Below are 26,171 nucleotides of genomic sequence, written 5' to 3'. Positions count from 1 at the left end.
CACAATCAGCGAAGGGAAAATTTAAACCAGCAGATGAACATCATTTGATCCTACCCACGTCAAAGGCCGACAGCAGGCTCAGAAGGCGCTCCAGTGTATTCTTTATGGTGCATTCACCAAAAATGTGGGCCACGACCGTCCTGCATACCCTGTCATATGCCTAAAACAGCCAGCGCTGGCATGATTTAGCGCCGACGTAGCACCTCAAAAACACCATCATACGCTAAATCAGTAAGTTGGCATCATTACCGCCTGTTGATTATTTTATTATTAGAAACACTTAGTATTTATTGTTGTAATTATGCCCAGGCACTTCAGTTAAATACAAGTACTGGACATTGTGATTATTTGAATTTTATTGGCATCGAAAAAATGTATATTACAAAAAATATAAATGCGCCATTATATATTGAATCGTACCCATACACATCTAAATTTATTCTTAATATATCTTTCGCAAAGTCTTCACCAAACCTAAATAGACACATTTGTACCGAGGCGGCAGCACCCACAACTAACCCATAAAGCATGAAGACAGTAAAATTAGCACAGCGATGCACATAGTACTTCCCTACGTATAACAATACACCTACAATAATTGACACAATATAGTAAATTACGGGAGGCCATATTGGAGCCGTAATTATAATATCATTCCAGGTCATTGTACTTTCCTTGCCCTCCAACATGTTCAATTACTTGAATTTTGATGGAACTGCAAAAATATAGATAAGTGCAAATGCAATTGAGCCAAAGTGTATAGAATCATAAGCATATACATCTAAATGTACCCTGAGTACATCACTGGCAAACTCCGCACCAAATTTGAAAAGACAGTAATGAAGCGCTGCAATGAATAGCACACAAAAAACGTAAATCACAAAAACTGTAATATTGGCGCATTTTTCAACAAAGTGCCTGCCAATATATAAACCCCCACCGACAATGATTGACAAAAAATAATAAATAACAGGCGGCCACATACTTAATGCCGGGCCACCAGTAGTAATATCAACATCCTGCCAGGTCATTACCTTTCCTTGTGTTTGAACGGGTACGGGAGATTATGCTACTGGTAAATAACCGATACAACCATTCACCAATGGCATAAGCGCCACCAGCGTCGTACCCATGCAGGCAGCACGGCTTTCAACATGCCCGAATAAAACCAATGTTTTCTCTGTCTGGTATTGTAGCTATTGCCCCATAACCACCGAAAATTATGTAGTAATAGAAACGCTTTTTATCTGTGCGTACAGCCACAGGCCAGGCTTGATCGCCAGTTCATCCCGGGCCCACGGGCTGATACGTGACCAGAGTGTGCGGGAGCCCACTTCCAGGCGTACTTCAACCTGCCCGTTCTCGTTGTCATAGCACTCGACAACTTTGGCTCGCAGAACGTTGCGGATACTGCTGCTTTGTGGCGGGACCAACACCAGAGAGACATCCGAAGCCGCAATGCGAATCCGCACCGCTGCCCCTTCAGATAACTCCAGCCGGTGTACCCATAAATGCTGGTCGCCCACAGCCAGAGCCGTCATGGCGTAATGCAGGTGGTGCTCGAGCACAGTCACTTTAAACACCGTGCTTTGCTGCTCTTCCGGCAGCCACGGGTGCATAACCTGGCTGGTCCACACGTCTTCCAGATTCCCGTAGGCTTTAACCAGCCCCTGATCCAGCACCAGCACTTTTTCCGCCAGGTGCAGAATTTCTTCCAGAGAGTGCGTCACATACAACATTGGGATGCTGATTTCTTGAGCCAGCCGCTGGAGATATGGCAGCACTTCTCGCTTGCGGGGAATATCCAGTGAGGCTAAAGGCTCATCGAGCAGCAGAAGTTCAGGTGCAGTCAGCAAGGCACGGCCAATCGCCACCCGCTGTTTTTCACCACCGGAAAGGCTGCCTGGCAGGCGATCGAGTAATGGTTCTATCCCCAGTAATTGCACCAGTTTATCAAACTGTGGTGCCATTTTTTTTGCCATGCCGTATTTCAAATTGCCGCGCACACGGTAATGGGGAAACAGGCGCGCATCCTGAAAGACATAGCCTATACGCCGTTTTTCCGGGGCAAGGAAGACATCCCGTTCGGTGTCGCTCAGTACCCGCTCATTAAGCACAATTTTCCCTTCCTGGGGGCGAGTCAGGCCGCTTATTGCATTAATCAACGAAGTTTTCCCGGCACCAGACACCCCGAAAATGGCGGTAATTCCTTTGCCAGGCAAGGTTTCATCAATATGCAAACGATGTGTGCCAAGTGTTTGGGTAAATTGCAGCTCCAGCATTACTCTCTCCCTATGCGCCGACGGCTCAGCCTGGCCAGCCATTCAGAAATCATCAGTGAACATAAAGCCAGAATAATGGCAATAACGCACAAACGGGCGGCAGCACCTTCGCCACCAGGTGTCTGAATCAAAGTGTACATTGCGGAAGGCAGTGTGCGGGTTTCACCGGGAATATTCGAAACAAACGTGATAGTAGCGCCAAATTCGCCCAGCGAACGGGCAAATGCCAGAACGGTACCAACAATAATACCGGGCAACGTTAGCGGCAGCGTAATCGTCCAGAACACCCGCCAGCGGCTGGCACCAAGGGTTCTTGCCGCATGTTCCAGGCGCTGATCCACCCCTTCAAGCCCCAGGCGAATAGCACGCACCATTAAAGGAAATGACATCACTGCCGCAGCCATTACCGCACCACGCCAGCTAAAGGCGAATGTCAGGCCAAACCAATCATAAAGAAAACGGCCAACCACGCCATTGCGCCCCATCACCACCAGCAACAGGTAACCGACAACAACAGGCGGCAAAACAAGAGGAAGGTGGACAATGCCATCCAGTAAAGATTTTCCGGGGAAGGAGCAACGGACCAGCACCCAGGCTAATGCAATCCCAAATGGCAAACTCACGCAAACAGCAAATGTTGAAACTTTCAGGCTGAGTAATAGCGCCTGCCATTCGGGATCAGTCAATATCATTGTTTCGTTGTAAACCCATATTGTTTGAATACTGCGGCTGCTTCAGGGCCTTGCAGGTATTCGTAGAATGCTTTCACCTGAGCATCAGTATGCCCTTTTACTATCGCAAGTGGGTATTCAACTTTCGGATGGGAATCCTCCGGGAAGGTTCCAATCACTTTTACCCCTTTGCTGGCTACTGCGTCAGAACCATAGACAATCCCCAAGGGTGACTCACTGCGTTCAACCAGAGCTAACGCACCACGCACATCTTGCGCGGGAGCCAGTTTTGCGGAAAGTGTATCCCAGGCCCCTAATTTTTCCAGTGCCTGTTTTGCATAAATCCCTGCCGGAACATGAGCAGGGTCCCCCACAGCCAGACGCCCGCCTTTCAATAACGCCACCCAGTCAGTTTTATCGTTAATTGTAACATCGCCCTGGGAAGCGGCTGCTGGCGCGACCAGCACCAGGCTATTGCCCAACAGCGTTTTACGGCTGGCGGTATCAATGGTGTTTTTATCGACTGCGTAATTCATCCATTTTTGGTCTGCGGAGATGTATAAATCAGCCGGAGCACCTGCCTCTATCTGGCGTGCCAGCGTTGAGGACGAAGCAAAAGAAGCGACCACATCAACATGCTTCTCTTTTTTATATTGTGTTGCAATATCTTGCAGTGCATTGGTTAAAGAGGCTGCCGCAAAAATAGTGACTTTGGCATTGTCTGCCATCGCCTGTGCTGCCATTCCCAATGATAAAGTGACACCCACTGCCAGTTTTACCCACGTCTTAGCCATGATTTTCTCCAGGTTTTTCGTTGTATATTTTGCAATATAACGTAACACCTGTGATTCTCATAACATTTATCGGCAAAAAAACCAGGGTCTTTACAACGAAAAAAGCCCGGTTAAACCGGGTGATACGAAAAGCCAGCATCACTTGCTGTAATTGGCTCTTAGTGGAGTTTATTGAGGTGCTGTTTTCAGCTACAGGCAGGGTAAACTATGTTTTTTCTTGCTTACTAAAAACAGCAACGCCCGGGCAAACCGGGCGTTGGAAATGGCGTTATGCATGGAGACTCAGGAGGTTTTTTTACGACCAATACCCGAAAAGATGTTGAATACCTCACCAAACGCATAAATCAGCCCGAGAATAATCGCCATCATGACAGGCACCATGCAAACGGCGAAAACCAGACTTTTCAATAACTCTAACATGGTTGTCTCCCTTGTAAATTCCCGGCCATTGTACTGTTATCCACCAAAAACGCACACGCCTTTTGTGCGAATTTGCCCTGACGTTTACAATCACTGGATTCTCATTTAACCAGGAGCCGCACATGCAGGCTGAAATCTTACTCACGCTAAAACTTCAGGGAAGCCTCTTTGCAGACCCACGGCGTATTTCTCTTCTTAAACAAATAGAACAAACGGGCTCAATTAGCCAGGGCGCTAAAATGGCAGGTATTAGCTACAAGAGCGCCTGGGATGCCATAAATGAAATGAACCAACTGACCGACCAGTTGCTGGTAGAAAGAGCGACCGGGGGCAAAGGCGGTGGCGGCGCGCTACTGACGCCTTATGGAAAGCGGTTAATTCAGTTGTATGATTTGCTGGCGCAAATTCAGCAAAAAGCGTTCGATGTACTGCGTGATGACGCCCTTCCACTGGACAGTTTATTGGCAGCCATTTCACGTTTCTCACTGCAAACCAGTGCCAGAAACCAGCTGTTTGGCACCCTCCTTGAGCGCGATAATCAACATGTTCAGCAACACGTTAATATTCTACTCGCCGACGGGCAAACACAGTTAAAAGTAGCCCTGACGGAACAAAGTGCGCACAGGCTTGGGCTGGAACCAGGTAAAGAGGTGCTGGTTCTGATAAAAGCGCCCTGGGTAGGGATTACCCGCGATGTGCAACGCGCAAGCCAGGCTGACAACATACTACCCGGCACAATCAAAACCATTGAACAGGGCCCAGAACAAAGTGAGGTTCTGGTGACACTGCCAGATGGGCAAACGCTGTGTGCAACACTTCCCAACCAGGTTGTAGCGGCGGAAGCGCTGGAGGCCGAGAGCCAGGTTACAGCTTATTTCAATGCCGATCACGTTATCATTGCCACACTCTGTTAATCGGGCTTAGCCAGCATCCTTGGATGGTGGCGTTACACTGCATAGTGATTGACAAGCCCGTGCGGAACACGTATCCCTGTATTATTTACTGCAATAAACGGGATATATGATGTCATTGTTGCAAATTTCGCAATGTACGTTTCACCTGAGCGATACCCGTTCACTGGTGATTGATGATTTAACTATTCGCGCCGGGGAAAGCTGGGCTTTTGTTGGCGCGAACGGCAGTGGAAAATCTGCACTCGCCCGCGTACTGAGTGGCAATCTGCCCGCCATGCGCGGCACACTGACCAGTTCGTTTCACAAGCCTGTATTGCTGTCATTTGAATTGCTGCACCAATTAGTTCGTGAGGAGTGGCAACGCAATAATACTGATATGCTCAGTGCTGATGAGGACGATACCGGCCGCACTACCGCTGAAATTATTCAGGACTCAGTAAAAGACCCGGCACAATGCCTGCAACTGGCGCAACGGTTCGGTATCAGCCATTTGCTGGACAGGCGGTTTAAATACCTGTCAACTGGCGAAACGCGCAAGGCGCTGTTATGCCAGGCACTGATGCCCAACCCGGATTTACTGGTGTTTGATGAGCCTTTTGATGGGCTTGATATTGAGTCGCGGGAGCAACTGGCTGGTGAACTCGCCCACCTCAACCAGCAAGGTTACACCCTGGTGCTGGTACTTAACCGGTTCGATGAGATCCCCGAATTTATCCGCTATGCGGGTGTGCTGGCCGATTGTGCTTTGCAGACTACTGGTGATAAAGCTGAATTACTTTCACAGGCACTGATTGCACAACTGGCCCACAGTGAACGGTTGGCAGGCATCAGTATTCCAGAAGCCGATGTACCTTCACCACGTGCCACTCTCGACCCTGCGCAGCCATTAATTACCCTGAATAAAGGCGTAGTATCCTGGAATGACCGCCCGGTTTTGCATGAGCTTGACTGGCAAGTAAGCCCTGGCGAGCACTGGCAAATTGTCGGCCCAAACGGTGCAGGAAAATCCACGTTGCTGAGTCTGGTTACTGGCGATCATCCTCAGGGTTACAGTAATGACCTGACGTTGTTTGGGCGGCGTCGTGGCAGTGGCGAAACCATATGGGATATTAAAAAACATATTGGCTATGTCAGTAGCAGCCTGCACCTTGACTACCGTGTCAGCACAACACTTCGTAATGTCATTCTCTCTGGTTTCTTCGATACGATTGGCATTTACCAGGCCGTATCTGAACGCCAGCAACGCCTGGTCCGTGAATGGCTGCAATTACTGGGGATGGATAATGCTACGGCCGATGCCCCTTTCCACTCCCTTTCCTGGGGGCAGCAACGTATTGCATTGATTGCCCGCGCACTGGTCAAACACCCTACTTTGTTGATTCTGGATGAACCCTTGCAAGGCCTGGATCCGTTAAACCGTTTGCTGGTACGCCGCTTTATTGATGTGTTGATTAGTGAAGGTGATACCCAGTTGCTTTTCGTCTCTCACCACATGCAGGATGCACCAGACTGCATCACTCATCGTTTAACCTTTGTTCCGGACAACGGCATTTATCGTTACCAGACCGATATTCTGTAAAAACAAGCGGGCCACTGGCCCGTTTTTTCGGAATCCCCGCATCTACACAATCTATCCTGTTGATTTACAATGCGCCTGTTCAGGGTTGATCTGTAGATGAAATCTCTGTGTAAACGATTCCACTAATTTATTCCATGTCACACTTTTTGCCACTCTGTTATGCTATGTTTATTACATACCATAAGCGTAATGGAGCGAAAAATGAGAGTTCTGGTAACAGGTGGTAGCGGTTACATTGGCAGTCATACCTGCGTTCAGTTACTACAAAGCGGGCACGAGGTCTTTATCCTTGATAACCTGTGCAACAGCAAACGTAGTGTACTGCCTGTCATTGAACGCCTTGGCGGAAAACAGCCGTTATTTATTGATGGTGACATTCGCAACGAAGCCTTACTCACTGAAATTCTTCATGACCATGCAATTGAGGCTGTTATTCACTTCGCTGGCCTGAAAGCTGTTGGTGAATCAGTCCAAAAACCTGTTGAATACTACGATAACAACGTCACTGGCACCCTGCGCCTGATTGCTGCAATGCGGGCAGCCAATGTCAAAAACTTTATCTTCAGTTCATCAGCTACGGTATATGGCGACCAGCCGAAAATCCCTTACGTAGAAACCTTCCCAACCGGGATGCCTGCAAGCCCCTATGGGCGCAGCAAGTTAATGGTGGAACAGATCTTAACCGACCTGCATACCGCAGACCCAAGCTGGAGTATTGCCCTGCTGCGCTACTTCAATCCGGTTGGTGCTCACCCATCAGGCGACATGGGCGAAGACCCACAAGGTATTCCTAATAACCTGATGCCTTATATTGCTCAAGTTGCTGTTGGCCGCCGGGAGTCACTGGCTGTGTTCGGTAACGACTACCCGACGGAAGACGGCACCGGCGTGCGGGACTATATCCATGTTATGGATTTGGCTGATGGGCATGTTGTGGCCATGCAGAAACTGGCAAATAAACCCGGCGTACATATCTACAACCTGGGGGCTGGTGTTGGTAGCAGCGTGCTGGATGTGATTAATGCGTTCAGTAAAGCTTGTGGCAAACCCGTCAATTACCACTTTGCACCGCGCCGTGCGGGTGACTTACCTGCTTACTGGGCCGATGCAACCAAAGCGGATAAAGAACTGGGCTGGCGTGTTTCACGCACGCTGGATGAAATGGCTGCCGATACCTGGCGGTGGCAATCTGCTCACCCGCAAGGTTACCCTGACTAAGGAAATGTTATGGAACCCTTTAATCCTGTCGAACACCCACATCGCCGTTATAACCCGTTAACAGGGCAATGGGTTCTGGTTTCTCCGCACCGTGCAAAGCGCCCCTGGCAAGGGGCGCAGGAGACGCCAGCCAAACAAGCATTACCACAGCACGACCCTGAATGTTATTTGTGTCCGGGTAATACCCGAGTAACGGGAGATACCAATCCCAATTACACCGGGACGCACGTTTTTACCAATGATTTTGCAGCACTGATGCCCGATACACCAGATGCAACAGAAACACCGGACTCACTGTTTCGTTGCCAGAGTGCTCGTGGTACCAGCCGGGTAATCTGTTTCTCTCCTGACCACAGTAAAACCCTACCGGAACTGACACCAGAGGCGCTGGAAGGTGTTATCAGCACCTGGCAGGAACAAACCGCAGAACTGGGGCAGACTTACCCCTGGATTCAGGTTTTCGAGAATAAAGGGGCCGCAATGGGATGCTCTAACCCGCATCCACATGGCCAGGTATGGGCTAACAGCTTCCTGCCTAATGAAGCGGCTCGCGAAGATGAACATCAGCAAGCCTGGTTTGCCCAACATGGGTCACCTATGCTGGTGGATTATGCCCGGCAAGAAATGAATGATGGCAGCCGTACCGTTGTCGAAACACAACACTGGCTGGCTGTAGTGCCTTATTGGGCAGCCTGGCCATTTGAAACACTGCTATTGCCTAAAGTGCACACTCAGCGCCTGACTGATTTGTCACCCGAACAACACAAAGACCTGGCTGTCGCCCTGAAAAAGCTGACCAGCCGCTATGACAACTTATTTCAGTGCTCTTTCCCTTACTCCATGGGTTGGCATGGCGCGCCATTTAATGGCAAAGATAACTCACACTGGCAGTTACATGCTCACTTTTACCCACCACTGTTGCGCTCAGCAACGGTACGCAAATTTATGGTGGGTTACGAAATGCTGGCGGAAACACAGCGCGATTTAACCGCGGAGCAGGCTGCTGAGCGCTTGCGGGCGGTCAGTGATATTCATTTTCGCGAATCAGGAGAATAACAATGAGTCTGAAAGAAAACACCCTGGCCCTTTTTACTGAAATTTTTGGCTACCCGGCAAAAGAAACTATCCAGGCACCAGGCCGTGTGAACCTGATTGGTGAGCACACTGACTACAACGATGGCTTTGTTTTGCCTTGTGCAATTGATTACCAGACTGTGATCAGTTGTGCACCACGCGATGACCGTGTCGTGCGTGTTATCGCCGCAGATTACGATAACCAGCGTGATGAGTTTTCCCTTGATGAGCCGATTCTGAGCCACCCAGACCAACAATGGTCTAATTATGTGCGCGGCGTAGTTAAACATTTGCAAAAACGCAACAACGCATTCGGTGGTGCCGACCTGGTGATTAGCGGCAATGTGCCCCAAGGGGCCGGTTTGAGCTCATCTGCCTCGTTGGAAGTTGCTGTAGGTAAAGTCTTCCAGCAACTGTACCACCTGCCACTGGATGGTTCGCAACTGGCGCTGAATGGGCAAGAAGCAGAAAACCAGTTTGTGGGATGTAACTGCGGGATTATGGACCAACTGATTTCCGCGTTGGGCAAGCAGGACCATGCATTGCTTATTGATTGCCGTAGCCTGGGTACTAAAGCTGTCCCAATGCCAAAAGGCGTGGCAGTTATCATTATCAACAGTAACTTTAAACGCACACTGGTTGGCAGTGAATACAACACCCGACGTGAACAGTGTGAAACGGGTGCCCGCTTCTTCACGCAAAAAGCATTACGCGATGTTAGCCTGGCGTCGTTTAATGCTGTCGCTAATGAGCTGGACCCAGTGGTAGCAAAACGTGTACGCCATGTGTTAACTGAGAATGAACGCACTCTGGCAGCCGCTGATGCACTGGCTGAAGGCGATTTGCAGAAAATGGGTGAGCTGATGGCAGCTTCTCACGTTTCTATGCGTGACGATTTTGAGATAACCGTCCCACAAATTGACACGCTGGTTGATATTGTTAAGGCTGCTATCGGTAATAAAGGCGGCGTGCGTATGACTGGCGGTGGCTTTGGTGGGTGCGTTGTGGCACTGGTGCCTGAAACACTGGTGGATGATGTTCGCCAGGCGGTTGCCAGCCAGTACGAAGCAAAAACCGGTATTAAAGAAACCTTTTACGTGTGCAAACCCTCCGAAGGAGCCGGATTATGTTAAGCCAGGAACACGGTATGGCACCGGATGGCCAACCATTTAAACTGATAACCCTACACAACCAGGCTGGCATGGAAGTCATGCTGATGGACTGGGGCGCAACACTGTTGTCGTGTCGCGTTCCGCTGAAAGACGGGCATACCCGTGAAGTGCTGTTGGGCTGTGAAACACCTGAGCAATATACTCAGCAAGGTGCTTTTCTGGGTGCTTCAATTGGCCGCTATGCAAACCGTATTAACAACAGCCAGTACACCCTCGATGGGCTAACAGTACATTTGAAACCCAGCCAGGGGGAACACCAACTGCATGGTGGCCCTGAAGGCTTCGATAAGCGCCGTTGGGAGATAGTCAGCCATGACAGCCAACAGGCGGTTTTACAACTGACCTCACCGGATGGCGATCAGGGTTTTCCAGGTAATCTGACAGCCAGCGTCATTTACCGGGTAACACCTGATAACCGTATTGCTATTATTTACCATGCTCAGGTGGATAAACCCTGCCCGGTTAACCTGACCAACCATGCCTACTTCAATCTGGACGGCAAAAAAGGCGATATTCGCCAGCACCGCCTGCAGTTGTTCGCAGACCAGTGGTTGCCGGTTAATAGTGACGGTATTCCATCGGGCGAACTGGCTGGCGTACAGCATACAGGGTTTGATTTCCGCGGGCCGAAGACTATTGATGAAGATTTCCTGCGTGATGAAAACCAGGCTGGCGTTAAAGGCTACGATCATGCTTTTCTGCTCACAGCACGCGGTGATGCTACGGTTCCCGCTGCTAACGTTTGGTCTTCAGATAACAAACTCAAAATGAGCGTGTTTACCTCAGCACCGGCATTGCAGTTTTATTCAGGGAACTATCTTGACGGCACGCCGGCTCGGCATTTTACCCACTATGCATCCTTTGAAGGCCTGGCGCTGGAAAGTGAGTTTTTGCCAGACAGCCCTAATCACCCCGAATGGCCACAACCTGACTGTGTGCTCAAACCGGGTGAAACCTGGCAAAGTATTACAGAGTACCAGTTCACGGCGTTATAACAGCTTGATACAGAGCCCCATGCGGCTACAGAGCAGCAGGAAGCTGTCCGCAGTATCACGGTAAGCCATCTGCACGTTGTTTTCTGAACGCCCTCACTTGAGGGCGTTGTTAAAACTCATGCCATCCTCCAATTTTACTGATGTTGTATCCTTTCAGCAGCATCTGTTATTTCGCCTTGCCAGATACCCAATAAGCACACTTTTTAAACAAAATGCTGTTTTTAAAACCATTTAGCAGCAAAAGAGCAACTGCAAATTCACATCAGCCTTACACTCTGCCAAGAATTTCGCTATGTTTAAGGTTTGGCGTTGCCGCTGGCGCCACCACGGCAATATAATGATAATTGTTATCATTCAATCCCCAGGATTACGAGGAGTAATATTATGGCTGTAACTAAGCTGGTTCTGGTTCGTCACGGTGAAAGTCAGTGGAACCAGGAAAACCGCTTTACTGGCTGGTACGATGTTGACCTGTCTGAAAAAGGTAAAAGCGAAGCGAAAGCTGCAGGTAAACTGCTCAAAGATGAAGGCTATAGCTTCGATTTTGCATACACTTCTGTGCTGAAACGAGCCATCCACACCCTGTGGAATATTTTGGATGAAGTAGACCAGGTATGGTTGCCTGTCGAAAAATCATGGAAACTGAATGAACGCCACTATGGTGCTCTGCAGGGGCTGAATAAAGCAGAAACTGCTGAAAAATATGGTGACGAGCAAGTTAAGCAATGGCGTCGTGGTTTTGCAGTTACGCCACCGGAACTGACTAAAGACGACGAGCGTTTCCCGGGTCATGACCCTCGTTATGCAAGCCTGTCAGAAAAAGAATTGCCGGTAACAGAAAGCCTGGCGCTGACCATCGAACGTGTGATTCCTTTCTGGACTGAAAGCATTCTGCCACGTATGAAAAGTGGTGAACGTGTGATTGTTGCCGCTCACGGTAACTCTCTGCGTGCGCTGGTTAAATACCTGGATAACATGAGCGAAGATGAGATTCTTGAGCTTAATATCCCAACAGGTGTTCCGCTGGTCTATGAGTTTGACGAAAACTTCAACCCGATTAAACGCTACTACCTGGGCAACGCAGATGAAATCGCAGCGAAAGCGGCGGCTGTTGCCAACCAGGGTAAAGCTAAGTAATAAAAAACGGTGCCAGGCTTACCCCGGCACCGTTTCTCGACGAAACCGCTCACCAGAGCGGTTTTCTTACTTTGTTCTGCGTGCTTTTACTGCATCAGCAAGCTGGGTTAACAGTGTTGCAGTGTCTTCCCAGCCAATGCAGGCATCAGTGATACTTTTGCCATACTCCAGAGGTTTACCACTTTCCAGGCTCTGGTTACCCTCAACAAGGTGGCTTTCAACCATCACACCCATAATGCCTTGTTCGCCGCCAGCAATTTGCCCGCAAACATCAGTACACACATCCATTTGCTTTTTAAATTGCTTGCTGGAGTTCGCGTGGCTGAAATCAATCATAACTTGCGGTGCCAAACCGGCTTTTTCCAGGCCTTGCTTCACCTGCGCGACATGTTCCGCACTATAATTTGGTGCTTTACCGCCGCGTAAAATGATATGGCAATCACCATTGCCACTGGTATTAACAATGGCTGAATGGCCCCACTTCGTTACAGACAAGAAGCAGTGCGGCGCACCAGCTGCATTGATGGCGTCAATTGCGACTTTTATTGTTCCATCGGTACCATTTTTAAAACCAACCGGGCAAGACAGGCCAGAGGCCAGTTCACGGTGAACCTGAGATTCCGTTGTGCGTGCGCCAATAGCCCCCCAGCTCATCAGATCCGCCATATATTGCGGCGTGATCATGTCGAGGAACTCACCCGCAGTCGGCAAACCGGTATCGTTAATTTCCAGCAGGAGTTTACGGGCAATACGCAAACCATCGTTAATCTGATAGCTACTGTCCATGTAAGGGTCGTTGATAAGCCCTTTCCAACCAACCGTGGTGCGCGGCTTTTCAAAATACACCCGCATTACGACTTCCAACTCCCCTTTGAGGGCCTCACGCATTTCCAGCAAACGCGCGGCATAAGCTTGCGCAGCTTTGGGATCATGAATTGAACAAGGGCCAATAATGACCAACAGGCGATCATCCTGCCCGGTGAGAATATTATGGATGGCATTACGGGCACCTGACACGGTCGCCGCAGCATTGTCGGTTGCCGGAAACTTTTCCAACAACGCTACCGGAGGTAAAAGCTCGTTAATTTCGTTAATACGTAAATCGTCATTCTGATAATTCATGATAATCCCAATAAAGACTGGCTATGCTAATTTCCTGATTGCAACCTGCTCAATCTATCTCTTCACTCTGGTTGTGTAAACGCAATTTTACACTTCAAGAACAAAATACCAGACAGAGACTGGCGCGACAGGAGTTAATGCTGGACAACAGGTTTCTAATTGAACTTTTAACCACTAAAACCCACCAGATAAGCCAAAAACATAATTTTTCGCTCGAAATCACTTAATTAATTGATAATAAATTATATTTTTAAATCCACCGTGAAAGAATAACGGTTGTTTGCCGTTTTCTCTTCTGTACCCATACCGGTCCTGAAGCCATAATAGCTTTATACTTCAACGAATTTCTTGGTGTACCCCATTATTGCTCAGGAGAAACATGGCTCACACCCATTCCCATCATCATTCGCATAATGGCAGTGATGACAATGAAAAGCGCTTGTTCTATGCGTTTGTAATAACTGCCTTGTTTATGGTCGCAGAGGTTATTGGTGGTTTACTGTCGGGTTCTTTGGCTTTGCTGGCAGATGCTGGTCATATGCTCACAGATGCCGTAGCGCTGTTTATTGCCCTTATAGCTGTGCGAATAGCACGTCGCTCGCCGGTGCGTAGCCATACATTTGGCTGGCTACGGCTGCCCACCCTTGCCGCATTTGTTAATGCTATTGCGCTTGTCGTTATCACCGTACTGATTGTCTGGGAAGCTGTGGTGCGCTTCTGGCATCCACGGCCAGTTGGCGGCACCATGATGCTCACCATCGCCATTTTGGGGTTACTGGCGAATCTTGCGGCTTTCTGGATGCTTCATCGTGGTAACAGCGAAAGTAATCTGAACGTGCGTGCCGCAGCACTGCATGTGCTGGGGGATTTGCTGGGGTCGGTTGGCGCTATTGTTGCCGCGATTGTGATTATGTGGACAGGATGGACACCGGTAGACCCAATATTGTCCGTACTGGTTTCCTGCCTGGTGTTGCGCAGTGCCTGGAAGCTGTTAAAGGAAAGTGTCAATGAATTGATGGAAGGCGCACCGCGGGATTTGGATATTGCGAAAATGCAAAAAGCCCTTACACGGGCTTTGCCTGAAGTTCGCCAGGTGCACCATGTCCATGTTTGGCTGGTTGGGGAGCAACCACTTATTACACTGCATGTGCAAGTCATTCCTCCACGTGATCACGACGAACTACTGGAGCGTATCCATACTTTTCTGCGTGAAAATTACCACATTGCACATGCCACGGTACAAATGGAATACCAGCCGTGCGAAACAGCGCTGTGCGATCTCAACCAAACACAGCCTGCCGGGGCTCATCACCACCATCATTAGCATTGAGTAAACGATATGCCCGTGCCAGGCCCCACGGGCATGAGGTCACGCATTCCCTTTGACAACCTGGTTCAGAGACGCCGCGAATTGTAGCATTCTGTTCAAAGGCAAAAGCGCCTTTTCCCGTAAAGCCGGATCGACATGAATTTCATGCTCAGATCCCCCCTGCTCCAACCCACTGGCAATCGCACTCAAACCATTCATAGCCATCCATGGGCAATGAGCACAGCTACGGCAAGTTGCACCTTCGCCTGCTGTTGGTGCTTCCAGCAATGTTTTATCCGGGCAGGCCTGCTGCATTTTATAAAAAATGCCGCGGTCGGTAGCGACAATCAGCCTTGGATGCGGCAATTTACGTGCAGCAGCAATGAGCTGGCTGGTTGAGCCTACCGCATCTGCCAGGTCAACAATAGCCTGTGGAGATTCGGGGTGAACCAATACGGCAGCATCCGGGTAAAGCGCCTTCATCTGTAACAGTGCCTGAGTTTTAAATTCATCATGAACAATGCAGGCACCCTGCCAGCAAAGAATGTCGGCCTCTGTCTGTTTTTGGACATAACGCCCTAAATGGCGGTCCGGAGCCCAAATAATTTTTTCACCCAGGCTGTCGAGATGCTCGATAAGTTCTACTGCAATACTGGATGTCACAACCCAGTCAGCACGCGCTTTAACCGCTGCCGATGTATTGGCATACACCACTACGGTTCTGTCCGGGTGTGCATCACAAAATGCACTAAACTCATCTTCCGGGCAGCCCAAATCCAGGGAACACTCTGCTGCAAGCGTTGGCATTAATACTGTTTTTTCTGGGCTGAGGATCTTTGCTGTCTCCCCCATAAAACGCACACCCGCAACCAATAGTGTAGAAGCCGGGTGATTAGCTCCAAATCGGGCCATTTCCAGCGAATCGGCTACACACCCTCCCGTTTCCTCAGCCAGAGCCTGAATTTCTGGGTCGGTATAGTAATGCGCTACCATGACCGCATTACGCTCCTTCAATAGCGTTTTAATTTTTTCCCGATACAGTGCTTTTTCAGCATCACTCAGACGAGGCGGTTTGGGTGGAAAGGGATAAATGGAATTGTGCAGTTCGGCCATTACACTCATGGGACACTCTCGTTTAACAACTTAACCAAAAAATGCCTGCAACCCGTATTTTTCCATTCAGAGCAGGTCATTTGTTTTATATGCTAAACAAGATAGCCGAATTATTGCTTGTTGTCGTGAAATTTTGTTTACCAAATACGCGAAATTGCAGTTTTGTGCGTTGCCACATTTTACTGGCGGGAGAATATCTGTATGGGGCAGGGCTTACTTGTGATGATTTGCTGGGAGCTGAATCGTTGAGGTGCAGGACGGTTCGGCCGTTGGCCTCACCCTGCGGGCCGTTGCCAGGGGCAACGTTGTCTCGCTTCGCTCGGCTCGAACCTGTGCAGGTTCTCATTCTGCACTTTTTACTCATAGCAAAAAGGCGCCTTTAGGACGCCTTTCCACACTGGTGGGTCGTGCAGGATTATTCGGCCGTTGGCCTCACCCTGCGGGCCGTTGCCCGAGGCAACGTTGTCTCGCTTCGCTCGGCTCGAACCTTCGCAGGTTCTCATCCTGCACTTTTTGCACATAGCAAAAAGGCGCCTTTAGGGCGCCTTTCCACACTGGTGGGTCGTGCAGGATTCGAACCTGCGACCAATTGATTAAAAGTCAACTGCTCTACCAACTGAGCTAACGACCCCTTTCGGGTAATACTGGCTTAAGTGATGGTGGGTCGTGCAGGATTCGAACCTGCGACCAATTGATTAAAAGTCAACTGCTCTACCAACTGAGCTAACGACCCATCAATTAAGCGACTACTTTTACTACTGTTCAACAGTTTTCACAAAGTAAACAAACCACGCAACAAGACAACTTGCTGCCTTAGACATATCCACCGGAGAAAACTGGTGGGTCGTGCAGGATTCGAACCTGCGACCAATTGATTAAAAGTCAACTGCTCTACCAACTGAGCTAACGACCCGAAGTGGTGGGTGATGACGGGATCGAACCGCCGACCCCCTCCTTGTAAGGGAGGTGCTCTCCCAGCTGAGCTAATCACCCACATGTACTACTTTGACAGGCAGTAACTGCCTTAATGGTGGGTCATGGATAAAAACCACATGAAACACCTTTTGCCGTGACGAACACCAAAATTTTTGGTGGGTCGTGCAGGATTCGAACCTGCGACCAATTGATTAAAAGTCAACTGCTCTACCAACTGAGCTAACGACCCATCGTCTTGCAGGCTCATCACTCTTAAGTGACGTATCCCCCGGCAACGGCGGCATATATTACTGCTTTCTCATTTCAGCGCAACAAAAATTTCGAGAAAGGCGCTTCAACTGCTTATGTTTCAGGCGGCAAGGCCAGAAAAACGACATTATCAGGCCTTGCCATGGTCATTACATACCATTCAGGCGTTTTTGAGCCTGTTTAGCACCATCGGTACCGGGATATTTTGCGACCACTTGTTGGTAAACCGCTTTCGCTTTTGCCGTGTCGCCTTTTTCCTGCATGATCAAACCGACTTTATACATTGCATCCGGTGCTTTCGGTGACTGCGGGAAGTTTTTAACGACTGAAGCAAAATAGTAAGCCGCGTCGTCTTTTTTGCCTTTGCTGTAATACAATTGCCCCAGCCAAAAATTAGCATTTGGAACATAGGTTGAATCCGGATACTTTTTCACAAAGTTCTGGAATGCAGCAATGGCATCATCCTGGCGCGATTTATCCTGCACCAGAGCAAACGCAGCATTGTAATCTGTATTGGCGTCACCGGTTTGAACCGGCGTTGATGGAGCTGGTGCAGAAGGTGCTGCCGTATTCCCGGTATCACCGTTCGTACTCCCGTCTGCAGGAGCCGCACCATTCGCAGATGCTCCACCAGACATATTCCCTAACTGCAACAATATCTGCTTTTGCCGCTCTTCAATTTGGCTAAGTTGATACTGGCTTTCCTGAATTTGACCACGGAGTGTGTCTATGTCGGACTGGTTATCTGAAAGTTGCTGCTGGAGTTGGGTTAAAAGCTGGCTGTGCGCATTGGAAATGCGCTCGAGTTGCGTTACGCGGTCCTCTACGGACCCTGAGCCTACACTACTGATTGGCGCCTGAGCATTAGCGGCCCAGGGGGCCGCTACGCCAACCAGTAACGACAGACTCAACAGATGATGTCTGAAGTTACTGATCATGCCATTCTCTTAGTAAACCAGTACGGCGCGACGGTTTTTCGCATAAGCGGCTTCGTCATGGCCCAGTACTGCTGGTTTTTCTTTACCGTAGGAAACGATAGAGATCTGATCTGCAGCAACACCTTTGCCCTGCAGGTACATTTTCACTGCGTTCGCACGGCGTTCGCCCAGTGCGATGTTGTATTCCGGCGTACCACGTTCATCCGCGTGACCTTCAATAGTCACTTTGTAAGACGGGTTGCTACGCAGGAATGCGGCATGCGCGTCCAGCATCGCTGCGAATTCAGAACGGATATCGTATTTATCCAGATCGAAGTAAACGATATTGTTCTGCTGCAGTTGTTGCATCTGCAGACGAGCTTGTTCTTCAGAAGACATGTTGCCATTGCCTTCCATACCGGTGCCGGCACCCAGCATGCCTTCGCTCTGACCATTATTTGCATTCTTGTGAGAGCTACAAGCAGCGATGGCCATAACAGGCAGAACCAGCATCAGCCCTTTCAGCACTTTGTTAAATTGCATTTTTTATAATCCTTAGTAAGAACTCTTTTATTTACAGATACGGCGACCAGGCTGGTGATTTCACCTGACCATCAGTAGCCGGTAGACGCGCTTTGAAACGCCCATCTGTAGAGACCAAATTCAGCACGGATCCCATCCCCTGAGAAGAGCTGTAGATTACCATAGTGCCGTTAGGTGCCAGACTTGGCGTTTCGTCCAGGAACGTAGAAGTTAAAGTTTGGACTCCTCCCGTTTCCAGATCCTGTTTGGCGATATGCTGAGCACCACCACTGGAACTCACCATCACCAGGAATTTACCATCGGCGCTAACATCCGGATCCTGGTTTTGTGCACCTTCCCAGGTCAGGCGTTGTGGAGCACCGCCATTAATGTTGATTTTGTACACCTGCGGACGACCAGCCTGGTCAGAAGTGTAAGCCAGGGTTTGGCTGTCCGGGAACCAGCTTGGTTCAGTATTATTGCTACGACCATTGGTAATCTGGCGAATCTGCCCAGATGCTAAATCCATCACATACAGATTCAGACTGCCTGTTTTAGACAGTGCGAAAGCCAGTTTGGTACCATCCGGTGAAAATGCTGGTGCGCCATTATGCCGCGGGAAAGACGCTATCTGTCGTACAGTAGCATTAGCCAGGTTCTGAACAACTAAGGCAGAACGGCCACTTTCAAAGGTCACATAAGCGAGTTTGCTACCATCAGGAGACCATGCCGGAGACATCAGCGGTTCTGGTGATTTATGTACCAGGAACTGGTTGTAGCCATCATAGTCTGCGACACGCAGTTCATAAGGATATTGGCTGTTTGCTGTCTGGACAACATAAGCAATACGTGTACGGAAAGCGCCTTTGATGCCCGTCAGTTTTTCAAAAACTTCATCACTGGCAGTATGAGCGGCATAGCGTAACCACTGCTTATTCACTTTGTAGGTGTTCTGAGCCAGAACAGAGCCTGGGGCACCACCAGTATCAACCAGTTGGTATGATACAGAATAGCTGCCATCCGGATTCGGAGAGACCTGGCCAACGACTACAGCATCAATCCCCAATGCGGACCACGCTGCGGGCTGAACTTCCTGCGCAGTAGCAGGCTGTTGAGGCAAGCGCGATGTATCCAGCGGATTGAATTTGCCACTGTTACGTAAATCTGCAGCCACAATGCTGCCAATATCTTCCGGTGCGGCACCAGGACCCGCCCATTTAAACGGTACAACACCGATGGGGCGAGCCGAGTCCACCCCCTGGGTTATCTCGATGCGTACTTCCGCGTGCAGCACTGCTGCCCACAGCATCAGGAAACTTAATGCAACTCGTAATGCCTGCTTCATCATATCTCCCTTATCTGGACACTAGATCCACGATAATTAGCAGAAGGTTAACAAACCCAACAACACACAACTACCGCCACACGGCGACTTAACGTTCATGCTATCCCCTTATTACAGGGGAATAGAATTACGGTTTGAAATCCAGCGGCGCATTCTTAAATACTTCATAAACTGCCTGGCTTGGCGGTTTTGGCATATGCGCCTGGCGAGCAGCTGCAAGTGCCGCCTGGCATAATGCCGGGTCACCACCTTCTGACTGCACATCCAGCAACATGCCATCAGGTGCCAGCTTGATTCTGAGCGTACAGGTTTTGCCTGCATAAGAGCCTGAATCATAGAATTTGCTTTCAATGGCAGATTTAATTTGCGAAGCATAGCCATTAATTTCAGCACCTGATGCACCATTATTCTTGGTATTACCACTCCCTGCTGGTGAGGCGTTGCTACCTTTTGCCCCACCCCCAGCTTTTGGTGCATTTTTATTGGCGCTGAGGTCACCTAATAAGTCATCAACCCCTGCAGCCTGTTTAGCTGCGGCTTTACTGGCAGCAGCTTTTTCTGCTGCGGCTTTCTCGGCTGCCGCCTTTTTAGCAGCCGCTTTCTCTGCCGCCGCTTTCTGGGCTGTAGCTTTCTCGGCTGCGGCCTTCTCTGCCGCCGCTTTCTGGGCTGTAGCTTTCTCGGCTGCGGCCTTCTCTGCCGCCGCTTTCTGGGCTGCGGCCTTCTCTGCTGCTGCTTTCTGAGCTGCCGCTTTCTCGGCTACTGCCTTATCTGCTGCTGCTTTCTGAGCTGCCGCTTTCTCGGCTACTGCCTTATCTGCTGCTGCTTTCTGAGCTGCCGCTTTCTCGGCTGCTGCCTTATCTGCTGCTGCTTTCTGAGCTGCCGCCTTCTCGGCGGCTGCCTTATCTGCTGCTGCTTTTTGAGCTGCAGCCTTCTCGGCTGCTGCCTTATCTGCTGCTGCTTTTTGCGTAGCAGCTTTTTCTGCTGCAGCCTGTTCAGCCTCTTTTTGCTGTTGTGCCTGCTCCTGAGCTAACCGCTCTTTTTCGAGTTCTTTCAGACGCTGTTGCTCCGCAGCCTGCTTCTCGCGGAGTTCTTCAGCCTGCTGCTGAGCCTGTTTTTCACGCTGCTCAGCCGCTCTTTGCGCACTGGCCTGCTGTTGTGACTGGCGGTTGTATTGATCGACTACAGCGCCAGGATCAACCATCACGGCATCAATAGACGAACCGCCACCACCACCGGCGCTGGCATCAATATGTTCGTCAAACGAACTCCAAATCAGCACCGCAAACAGTATGACATGCAGTACCGTTGAGATGATGATGGCACGTTTAAGCTTTTTGTTCTCTTCGGTTGCCTTTGACACTCTTGGTTCCCAAAAACTCTGCCGTTATAGCGCTGATTAAATTGGTTGGGTCATCAGACCTACCGATTTCACACCAGCCTGATGCAACAAATTAAGCGCTTTAATAATTTCATCGTAAGGGACTTCTTTCGCGCCCCCGATCAGAAATACCGTTTTCGGATTTGCTGCCAGGCGCCGTTGAGCCTCTGCAATAACTTGCTCTGGCGGAAGTTGATCCATACGATCTTTCGCAACCACAACGCTGTACTGCCCCACACCAGAGACTTCAATAATGACGGGGGGATCATCGTTAGTCGCCACGGACTGTGAATCCGTTGCATCGGGTAAATCCACCTCGACGCTCTGTGTGATGATAGGTGCCGTGGCCATAAAGATAAGCACCAGCACTAACAGAACATCCAGCAACGGCACAATATTGATTTCGGACTTCAGCTCCCGGCTACCTCGTCCCCGCACTCTGGCCATGGTTTACCCCTTTTGGCTCTCACTAGTGGTAAACGCCTGACGGTGCAGAATCGCGGTAAACTCTTCCATGAAGTTGTCGTAATTCAACTCAAGCTTGTTAACACGCAGGTTCAAACGGTTGTAAGCCATAACCGCCGGGATAGCGGCAAACAGACCAATCGCAGTCGCGATCAGCGCCTCTGCAATCCCTGGAGCAACCATCTGCAATGTAGCTTGCTTCACTGCACCCAGGCCGATAAACGCATGCATGATCCCCCACACCGTACCAAACAAACCAATATACGGGCTGATAGAGCCTACAGTCCCCAGAAACGGAATATGCGTTTCCAGCGACTCAAGCTCACGGTTCATTGAGATACGCATTGCCCGCGATGCCCCTTCAACAATGGCTTCCGGTGCATGGCTGTTAGCCCGATGCAGGCGGGCAAACTCTTTGAAGCCCGAATAGAAAATTTGTTCGGAACCACTCAAATTCTCACGACGCCCCTGGCTTTCCTGATACAGGCGGGATAGATCAATACCTGACCAGAACTTATCTTCGAAGGTTTCAGCCTCGCGTGTTGCCGCATTGAGAATGCGGGTTCGCTGGATAATGATAGCCCAGGATGCAATAGAGAAACCCATTAAAATCAACATGATGAGTTTGACCAGAAGGCTTGCCTTCAGGAACAAATCAAGGATATTCATGTCAGTCACTGCTTGAACTCCGCGACAATAGAAAGTGGAAGCGCTTTTGGCTTCATGATGATTGGATCAACGCAAGCAATAAGCACTTCCGCTTCATTAAGGATCTTGTTGTCTGCATTGACTATACGCTGCGTAAAGACCATAGATGTCCTGCGTAGCGTGGTAATCTCTGTTTGGATTTCGAGTAAGTCGTCAAGCCGGGCTGGCGCGTGGTACTCGATGGACATACGGCGCACAACAAAGGCAACACGCTCTTCCAGCAATGCCTGCTGACTGAAGTTATGTTCACGCAGCATTTCAGTACGTGCTCTTTCATAAAAGGCAATGTAACTGGCGTGGTAAACCACTCCCCCTGCATCAGTATCTTCATAGTAGACACGCACAGGCCATTGAAACTGCTTAGTGCTCACTTTACATCCCGGTAAGGCAAAATAAACGTTGCTACTATACGCAAGCTGAAGTGGGTTGGGAATGGGTTAAGGGGTGCGGAGTGTAAATATTTATGGGCTTTGTAAAGCCCATAAATTGTGACGGAGGTAGCTTATTCAAAAAAAGAAAAAAACCAACCCCGTTGCCAGTACGATCATGGCGAGTAATGGGCAAAAAACAGCCTGCCACTGAATGGCTTTCAGCTTAAAACCAATACCATGAATAACCCCAGCGCAAACTGCCCACATCAGTAATAAACCGTGCCAGACAGATAACGCGCTGGTGTGCGCGGCAAAGCGTGACGGGTTCCAGAACATACAACCAGCCAGGACCAGTGCCATCACCAGAGAAAGAGCCCTTAACGGGCTCTTATCTACCAGCTTGTAGAGCGATGAAATCAGATTTTTCATCCCTGCTCTTTTTCCCCGGACTGGCTGGCTTCAACGTGTTCCAGCGCCAGCGCCGTAATCACACCGAATGCACACGCAAGAAGGGTGCCCAGAATCCATGCGAAATACCACATAATCAGCTCCTTACTTAGTACAGAGAATGCGTGTTGCTTTCAATGTGTTCTTTCGTGATACGACCAAACATTTTCCAGTAACACCAGGCGGTATACAAAAGAATGATTGGCACGAACACAACCGCTACGTAGGTCATCACAGACAGAGTTAACTGGCTGGATGTCGCATCCCACATTGTCAGGCTGGCATTCATCATAACGCTGGATGGCATAATGAATGGGAACATTGCCACACCAGCAGTCAGAATGACGCACGCAATAGTCAGCGAGGAGAAAATAAAGGCCAGGGCAGCTTTATTCACACGGGTCATCAGCACAGTAAGCAACGGCAGCACAACACCCAGAGCAGGGATCGCCCAGAGAATTGGTGCATTGTTAAAGTTGACCAGCCATGCTCCAGCCTGGCGAGATACCTCTTTGACAAGCGGATCGGATGCTGCGTGGTGGTCCATTGCGGATGTAACCACATAACCATCAATACCGTAGACAACCCAAACACCGGCAAGGATAAAGCACACCATCATGACCAGTGTGGCAACCTGAGAAACTGCACGAGCACGTAACAGTAACTCACCGTTGGTACGCATTTGCAGGTAGGTTGCCCCCTGAGTCAGGAACATAGCCACACTAACAACACCCGCTAACAGGCCGAACGGGTTCAGCAACTGGAAAAAATTACCGGTATATGTCAGGCGCAGATACTCATCGACAGTAAATGGAACACCTTGCAACAAGTTACCAAAAGCAACACCAATAACCAGCGGTGGAACAAAGCTGCCGACAAAAATGCACCAGTCCCACATATTACGCCAGCGAGTGTCTTCAATTTTAGAGCGGTAATCAAAGCCAACCGGGCGGAAGAACAATGATGCCAGCACTAAGATCATCGCGACATAAAAGCCAGAAAAAGCGGCAGCATATACCATCGGCCAGGCTGCAAATAATGCCCCACCTGCAGTGATAAGCCATACCTGGTTACCGTCCCAGTGTGGCGCAATGCTGTTAATCATCACACGACGTTCAACATCATTACGGCCCATAAAGCGGGTCAGCATACCTACGCCGAAGTCGAAACCATCAGCCACGGTAAAGCCAATCAGCAGAACGCCAATCAGCAACCACCAGATAAAACGCAATACTTCATAATCGATCATGTTTCGACTCCTGTCTTAGCGTGCCGTTTGAGCTGTAGCGCCGGATTGCTCAAAATGATAGCGACCGGTTTTCAGACTACTTGGCCCCAGACGTGCAAACTTGAACATCAGGAACAGTTCTGCCACCAGGAACAAGGTGTACAGACCGCATATCAATACGATTGAGAAAATCAAGTCATATACAGACAATGTTGAGTTTGCAACGGCGGTGGGTAACACTTCCCCAATTGCCCATGGCTGGCGACCGTATTCAGCCACAAACCACCCGGCTTCTACTGCAATCCACGGTAGTGGCAGGCCATAGAAAGCCGCACGCAATAGCCATTTTTTCTGACCGATACGGTTACGAATCACTGACCAGAACGACAGGCCGATAATCAAGAGCAACAAGATCCCACAAGCAACCATGATACGGAAAGCGAAATAGAGTGGAGCAACTTCTGGGATGGAGTCTTTGGTCGCTTTCTGAATTTGAGCTTCAGTGGCATCCGTGACATTCGGTGTATAACGTTTTAACAACAGGCCATAGCCAAGGTCTTTCTTCACGCTGTTAAACTCAGTACGCACCGTCTGGTCGGTTGAGCCTGCACGCAACTCTTCCAGCAGCTTATAAGCCTTCATCCCATTACGAATACGCTCTTCATGCTGCGCCATGAGGTCTTTAAGACCCAGCACTGGCGTATCAACAGAACGTGTGGCGATAAGCCCCAAGAGATACGGAATCTGAATAGAGTAATGGTTTTTCTGCTCAGCCTGGTCAGGAATACCAAACAAGGTAAATGATGCAGGAGCAGGTTGCGTTTCCCATTCAGCTTCAATGGCAGCCAGTTTGGTTTTCTGTACGTCACCCATTTCATAACCGGATTCATCACCCAGTACGATAACGGAAAGCACAGCAGCCATCCCGAAGCTGGCAGCAATCGCAAAGGAGCGTTTTGCAAATGCGAGGTCACGACCTTTGAGCATGTACCATGCGCTGATGCTAAGAATAAACATCGCACCGGTTACATAGCCCGCAGCAACAGTGTGAACAAATTTAACCTGCGCAACCGGGTTCAGGACCAGCTCAGAGAAGCTGACCATTTCCATACGCATAGTTTCATAGTTGAACTCAGAAGCGATGGGGTTTTGCATCCAGCCGTTTGCAACCAGAATCCACAACGCTGAAAGGTTAGAACCTAATGCAACTAACCAGGTAACAGCCATATGCTGTACTTTGGTCAATCTGTCCCAGCCAAAGAAGAAGAGCCCAACGAATGTTGACTCAAGGAAGAAGGCCATTAAACCTTCAATAGCGAGCGGCGCACCAAAAATATCGCCCACATAATGCGAATAATACGACCAGTTAGTACCGAACTGGAATTCCATGGTTAAACCAGTGGCAACCCCAAGAGCAAAGTTGATACCAAACAACTTTCCCCAAAACTTGGTCATATCTTTATAGATTTGTTTACCAGACAGCACATATATCGTATTCATGATGGCCAGCAAGAACGCCATACCCAGCGTCAGTGGCACAAACAGAAAGTGGTACAGTGCGGTCAAGGCAAACTGCAATCGTGACAGTTCGACTATATCAAACATCTTGACTCCTTGCTCCTCGCATGAAGACGCGCAATAGAAGAATACCTGGCTACAGCATTCCCCTACACTTGCCCCAATACAAAAAACATTTGCGACCTCTTTCTTTTCCGGCACCACTGAATGTAAAACAAGAAAAGCCAAAAGGTTACAAATACGTTAATTAATACCAAATGAATCCCGCGAATATATTACGCTTCAAT

At 49.4% G+C, this 26,171-nt stretch carries 26 protein-coding genes, 5 tRNA genes, 2 other RNA genes and 1 pseudogene; 8 read left to right on the top strand and 26 right to left on the bottom strand.

Annotated elements, in window-relative coordinates; all coding sequences use genetic code 11:
* Positions 1–55: 55 nt before the first annotated feature.
* The 6 genes and pseudogenes from LC084_RS03220 to LC084_RS03195 form a co-directional block, all read right to left on the bottom strand.
* A pseudogene (locus tag LC084_RS03220) lies at positions 56–199 on the bottom strand (IS1 family transposase); the annotation flags it as partial.
* Between the two features lie 496 nt (positions 200–695).
* On the bottom strand, positions 696–1,031 hold the full coding sequence (locus tag LC084_RS03215; RefSeq protein WP_226569289.1) for a hypothetical protein: 336 nt from the start codon (positions 1,029–1,031) through the stop codon (positions 696–698).
* A gap of 189 nt (positions 1,032–1,220) precedes the next feature.
* Complete coding sequence (gene modC, locus LC084_RS03210; protein ID WP_226569287.1) at positions 1,221–2,282, bottom strand: molybdenum ABC transporter ATP-binding protein ModC; 1,062 nt, start codon at positions 2,280–2,282, stop codon at positions 1,221–1,223.
* Positions 2,282–2,974, bottom strand: a complete 693-nt coding sequence (gene modB / locus LC084_RS03205; RefSeq protein WP_226569285.1) for a molybdate ABC transporter permease subunit — start codon at positions 2,972–2,974, stop codon at positions 2,282–2,284. Before modB ends, modC begins: the two co-directional genes overlap by 1 nt.
* Entirely contained in the window at positions 2,971–3,747 is a 777-nt protein-coding gene (modA, locus tag LC084_RS03200; RefSeq protein WP_226569283.1) for a molybdate ABC transporter substrate-binding protein, read from the bottom strand. The genes modB and modA overlap by 4 nt, the downstream gene beginning before the upstream one ends.
* A 282-nt stretch (positions 3,748–4,029) precedes the next feature.
* The gene (locus LC084_RS03195; RefSeq protein ID WP_036109227.1) at positions 4,030–4,167 is read right to left on the bottom strand and encodes an AcrZ family multidrug efflux pump-associated protein; all 138 of its coding nucleotides are present in this window, start codon (positions 4,165–4,167) and stop codon (positions 4,030–4,032) included.
* A 122-nt stretch (positions 4,168–4,289) separates the two neighbouring features.
* On the opposite strand from LC084_RS03195, the gene modE reads away from it, so the two are divergent.
* The 7 genes from modE (at position 4,290) to gpmA (ending at position 12,256) form a co-directional block, all read left to right on the top strand.
* On the top strand, positions 4,290–5,081 hold the full coding sequence (gene modE, locus LC084_RS03190) for a molybdenum-dependent transcriptional regulator (protein WP_226569281.1): 792 nt from the start codon (positions 4,290–4,292) through the stop codon (positions 5,079–5,081).
* A 109-nt stretch (positions 5,082–5,190) separates the two neighbouring features.
* Positions 5,191–6,660: a molybdate ABC transporter ATP-binding protein ModF gene (gene modF / locus LC084_RS03185; RefSeq protein ID WP_226571118.1), complete on the top strand. Its 1,470-nt coding sequence runs from the start codon at positions 5,191–5,193 to the stop codon at positions 6,658–6,660.
* Positions 6,661–6,861: 201 nt separating this feature from the next.
* Positions 6,862–7,878 carry a UDP-glucose 4-epimerase GalE gene (gene galE / locus LC084_RS03180; protein ID WP_226569280.1) on the top strand — a complete coding sequence of 339 codons (1,017 nt, stop codon included), beginning with the start codon at positions 6,862–6,864 and terminating at the stop codon, positions 7,876–7,878.
* A gap of 9 nt (positions 7,879–7,887) precedes the next feature.
* Entirely contained in the window at positions 7,888–8,934 is a 1,047-nt protein-coding gene (gene galT / locus LC084_RS03175; RefSeq protein ID WP_226569278.1) for a galactose-1-phosphate uridylyltransferase, read from the top strand.
* A gap of 2 nt (positions 8,935–8,936) precedes the next feature.
* Positions 8,937–10,085 (top strand): galactokinase, encoded by a 1,149-nt coding sequence (gene galK, locus LC084_RS03170; protein WP_226569276.1) that lies wholly within the window; start codon positions 8,937–8,939, stop codon positions 10,083–10,085.
* The gene (gene galM, locus LC084_RS03165; RefSeq protein WP_226569274.1) at positions 10,079–11,119 is read left to right on the top strand and encodes a galactose-1-epimerase; all 1,041 of its coding nucleotides are present in this window, start codon (positions 10,079–10,081) and stop codon (positions 11,117–11,119) included. The genes galK and galM overlap by 7 nt, the downstream gene beginning before the upstream one ends.
* 384 nt (positions 11,120–11,503) lie before the next feature.
* Positions 11,504–12,256 carry a 2,3-diphosphoglycerate-dependent phosphoglycerate mutase gene (gene gpmA / locus LC084_RS03160; protein ID WP_226569271.1) on the top strand — a complete coding sequence of 251 codons (753 nt, stop codon included), beginning with the start codon at positions 11,504–11,506 and terminating at the stop codon, positions 12,254–12,256.
* Positions 12,257–12,322: 66 nt separating this feature from the next.
* Here gpmA and aroG read toward each other — a convergent pair whose 3' ends face one another.
* On the bottom strand, positions 12,323–13,378 hold the full coding sequence (gene aroG, locus LC084_RS03155) for a 3-deoxy-7-phosphoheptulonate synthase AroG (protein WP_226569269.1): 1,056 nt from the start codon (positions 13,376–13,378) through the stop codon (positions 12,323–12,325).
* Between the two features lie 379 nt (positions 13,379–13,757).
* Between aroG and zitB the strand changes: the two genes are divergently transcribed.
* Entirely contained in the window at positions 13,758–14,702 is a 945-nt protein-coding gene (gene zitB / locus LC084_RS03150) for a CDF family zinc transporter ZitB (RefSeq protein WP_226569267.1), read from the top strand.
* Positions 14,703–14,747: 45 nt separating this feature from the next.
* Here zitB and nadA read toward each other — a convergent pair whose 3' ends face one another.
* The 19 genes from nadA to cydA form a co-directional block, all read right to left on the bottom strand.
* The gene (nadA, locus tag LC084_RS03145; protein WP_226569265.1) at positions 14,748–15,809 is read right to left on the bottom strand and encodes a quinolinate synthase NadA; all 1,062 of its coding nucleotides are present in this window, start codon (positions 15,807–15,809) and stop codon (positions 14,748–14,750) included.
* 233 nt (positions 15,810–16,042) lie between these two features.
* Positions 16,043–16,167: non-coding RNA, RtT sRNA (locus LC084_RS03140), on the bottom strand.
* A gap of 31 nt (positions 16,168–16,198) precedes the next feature.
* A non-coding RNA gene (locus tag LC084_RS03135) (RtT sRNA) lies at positions 16,199–16,324 on the bottom strand.
* 31 nt (positions 16,325–16,355) lie between these two features.
* Positions 16,356–16,431: transfer RNA gene (locus tag LC084_RS03130), tRNA-Lys, on the bottom strand.
* Between the two features lie 26 nt (positions 16,432–16,457).
* Positions 16,458–16,533, bottom strand: a tRNA-Lys gene (locus tag LC084_RS03125).
* A 104-nt stretch (positions 16,534–16,637) separates the two neighbouring features.
* Positions 16,638–16,713, bottom strand: a tRNA-Lys gene (locus LC084_RS03120).
* A 4-nt stretch (positions 16,714–16,717) separates the two neighbouring features.
* A tRNA-Val gene (locus LC084_RS03115) sits at positions 16,718–16,793 on the bottom strand.
* 96 nt (positions 16,794–16,889) lie between these two features.
* Positions 16,890–16,965: transfer RNA gene (locus LC084_RS03110), tRNA-Lys, on the bottom strand.
* A gap of 169 nt (positions 16,966–17,134) precedes the next feature.
* Positions 17,135–17,923: a cell division protein CpoB gene (gene cpoB / locus LC084_RS03105; protein WP_226569263.1), complete on the bottom strand. Its 789-nt coding sequence runs from the start codon at positions 17,921–17,923 to the stop codon at positions 17,135–17,137.
* 9 nt (positions 17,924–17,932) lie between these two features.
* A complete protein-coding gene (gene pal / locus LC084_RS03100; RefSeq protein ID WP_226569261.1) occupies positions 17,933–18,445 on the bottom strand; it encodes a peptidoglycan-associated lipoprotein Pal in 513 nt (170 codons plus the stop codon).
* Between the two features lie 31 nt (positions 18,446–18,476).
* Complete coding sequence (gene tolB / locus LC084_RS03095) at positions 18,477–19,769, bottom strand: Tol-Pal system beta propeller repeat protein TolB (protein WP_226571117.1); 1,293 nt, start codon at positions 19,767–19,769, stop codon at positions 18,477–18,479.
* Positions 19,770–19,896: 127 nt separating this feature from the next.
* Positions 19,897–21,129, bottom strand: coding sequence for a cell envelope integrity protein TolA (gene tolA, locus LC084_RS03090; protein ID WP_226569260.1), 1,233 nt, complete (start codon positions 21,127–21,129; stop codon positions 19,897–19,899).
* Between the two features lie 36 nt (positions 21,130–21,165).
* Entirely contained in the window at positions 21,166–21,594 is a 429-nt protein-coding gene (tolR, locus tag LC084_RS03085) for a colicin uptake protein TolR (RefSeq protein ID WP_064597005.1), read from the bottom strand.
* 3 nt (positions 21,595–21,597) lie between these two features.
* Entirely contained in the window at positions 21,598–22,290 is a 693-nt protein-coding gene (tolQ, locus tag LC084_RS03080; protein ID WP_226569258.1) for a Tol-Pal system protein TolQ, read from the bottom strand.
* Entirely contained in the window at positions 22,287–22,691 is a 405-nt protein-coding gene (ybgC, locus tag LC084_RS03075; RefSeq protein ID WP_064597004.1) for a tol-pal system-associated acyl-CoA thioesterase, read from the bottom strand. The genes tolQ and ybgC overlap by 4 nt, the downstream gene beginning before the upstream one ends.
* Positions 22,692–22,826: 135 nt before the next feature.
* Positions 22,827–23,120 carry a cyd operon protein YbgE gene (ybgE, locus tag LC084_RS03070; RefSeq protein ID WP_226569256.1) on the bottom strand — a complete coding sequence of 98 codons (294 nt, stop codon included), beginning with the start codon at positions 23,118–23,120 and terminating at the stop codon, positions 22,827–22,829.
* Positions 23,117–23,233 carry a cytochrome bd-I oxidase subunit CydX gene (cydX, locus tag LC084_RS03065; RefSeq protein WP_226569254.1) on the bottom strand — a complete coding sequence of 39 codons (117 nt, stop codon included), beginning with the start codon at positions 23,231–23,233 and terminating at the stop codon, positions 23,117–23,119. The genes ybgE and cydX overlap by 4 nt, the downstream gene beginning before the upstream one ends.
* A 14-nt stretch (positions 23,234–23,247) precedes the next feature.
* On the bottom strand, positions 23,248–24,387 hold the full coding sequence (cydB, locus tag LC084_RS03060) for a cytochrome d ubiquinol oxidase subunit II (RefSeq protein WP_226569252.1): 1,140 nt from the start codon (positions 24,385–24,387) through the stop codon (positions 23,248–23,250).
* A 15-nt stretch (positions 24,388–24,402) separates the two neighbouring features.
* Positions 24,403–25,971 carry a cytochrome ubiquinol oxidase subunit I gene (gene cydA, locus LC084_RS03055; protein ID WP_226569250.1) on the bottom strand — a complete coding sequence of 523 codons (1,569 nt, stop codon included), beginning with the start codon at positions 25,969–25,971 and terminating at the stop codon, positions 24,403–24,405.
* Positions 25,972–26,171: the final 200 nt, after the last annotated feature.

This window comes from Mangrovibacter yixingensis (genome assembly GCF_020523985.1).
GTDB lineage: Bacteria > Pseudomonadota > Gammaproteobacteria > Enterobacterales > Enterobacteriaceae > Mangrovibacter > Mangrovibacter yixingensis.
This window is presented reverse-complemented; position numbering and strand designations above follow the sequence as displayed.

What these genes read in the sequence shown, in the direction of transcription:
- cydX (WP_226569254.1), bottom strand. Translation starts at nt 23,233, where the DNA reads ATGTGGTATTTCGCATGGATTCTGGGCACCCTTCTTGCGTGTGCATTC.
- tolB (WP_226571117.1), bottom strand. Translation starts at nt 19,769, where the DNA reads ATGAAGCAGGCATTACGAGTTGCATTAAGTTTCCTGATGCTGTGGGCA.
- cydB (WP_226569252.1), bottom strand. Translation starts at nt 24,387, where the DNA reads ATGATCGATTATGAAGTATTGCGTTTTATCTGGTGGTTGCTGATTGGC.
- aroG (WP_226569269.1), bottom strand. Translation starts at nt 13,378, where the DNA reads ATGAATTATCAGAATGACGATTTACGTATTAACGAAATTAACGAGCTT.
- nadA (WP_226569265.1), bottom strand. Translation starts at nt 15,809, where the DNA reads ATGAGTGTAATGGCCGAACTGCACAATTCCATTTATCCCTTTCCACCC.
- modA (WP_226569283.1), bottom strand. Translation starts at nt 3,747, where the DNA reads ATGGCTAAGACGTGGGTAAAACTGGCAGTGGGTGTCACTTTATCATTG.
- galM (WP_226569274.1), top strand. Translation starts at nt 10,079, where the DNA reads ATGTTAAGCCAGGAACACGGTATGGCACCGGATGGCCAACCATTTAAA.
- cpoB (WP_226569263.1), bottom strand. Translation starts at nt 17,923, where the DNA reads ATGATCAGTAACTTCAGACATCATCTGTTGAGTCTGTCGTTACTGGTT.
- gpmA (WP_226569271.1), top strand. Translation starts at nt 11,504, where the DNA reads ATGGCTGTAACTAAGCTGGTTCTGGTTCGTCACGGTGAAAGTCAGTGG.
- galT (WP_226569278.1), top strand. Translation starts at nt 7,888, where the DNA reads ATGGAACCCTTTAATCCTGTCGAACACCCACATCGCCGTTATAACCCG.
- LC084_RS03195 (WP_036109227.1), bottom strand. Translation starts at nt 4,167, where the DNA reads ATGTTAGAGTTATTGAAAAGTCTGGTTTTCGCCGTTTGCATGGTGCCT.
- cydA (WP_226569250.1), bottom strand. Translation starts at nt 25,971, where the DNA reads ATGTTTGATATAGTCGAACTGTCACGATTGCAGTTTGCCTTGACCGCA.
- modE (WP_226569281.1), top strand. Translation starts at nt 4,290, where the DNA reads ATGCAGGCTGAAATCTTACTCACGCTAAAACTTCAGGGAAGCCTCTTT.
- pal (WP_226569261.1), bottom strand. Translation starts at nt 18,445, where the DNA reads ATGCAATTTAACAAAGTGCTGAAAGGGCTGATGCTGGTTCTGCCTGTT.
- galE (WP_226569280.1), top strand. Translation starts at nt 6,862, where the DNA reads ATGAGAGTTCTGGTAACAGGTGGTAGCGGTTACATTGGCAGTCATACC.
- galK (WP_226569276.1), top strand. Translation starts at nt 8,937, where the DNA reads ATGAGTCTGAAAGAAAACACCCTGGCCCTTTTTACTGAAATTTTTGGC.
- ybgE (WP_226569256.1), bottom strand. Translation starts at nt 23,120, where the DNA reads ATGAAAAATCTGATTTCATCGCTCTACAAGCTGGTAGATAAGAGCCCG.
- modC (WP_226569287.1), bottom strand. Translation starts at nt 2,282, where the DNA reads ATGCTGGAGCTGCAATTTACCCAAACACTTGGCACACATCGTTTGCAT.
- zitB (WP_226569267.1), top strand. Translation starts at nt 13,758, where the DNA reads ATGGCTCACACCCATTCCCATCATCATTCGCATAATGGCAGTGATGAC.
- tolR (WP_064597005.1), bottom strand. Translation starts at nt 21,594, where the DNA reads ATGGCCAGAGTGCGGGGACGAGGTAGCCGGGAGCTGAAGTCCGAAATC.
- modB (WP_226569285.1), bottom strand. Translation starts at nt 2,974, where the DNA reads ATGATATTGACTGATCCCGAATGGCAGGCGCTATTACTCAGCCTGAAA.
- modF (WP_226571118.1), top strand. Translation starts at nt 5,191, where the DNA reads ATGTCATTGTTGCAAATTTCGCAATGTACGTTTCACCTGAGCGATACC.
- LC084_RS03215 (WP_226569289.1), bottom strand. Translation starts at nt 1,031, where the DNA reads ATGACCTGGCAGGATGTTGATATTACTACTGGTGGCCCGGCATTAAGT.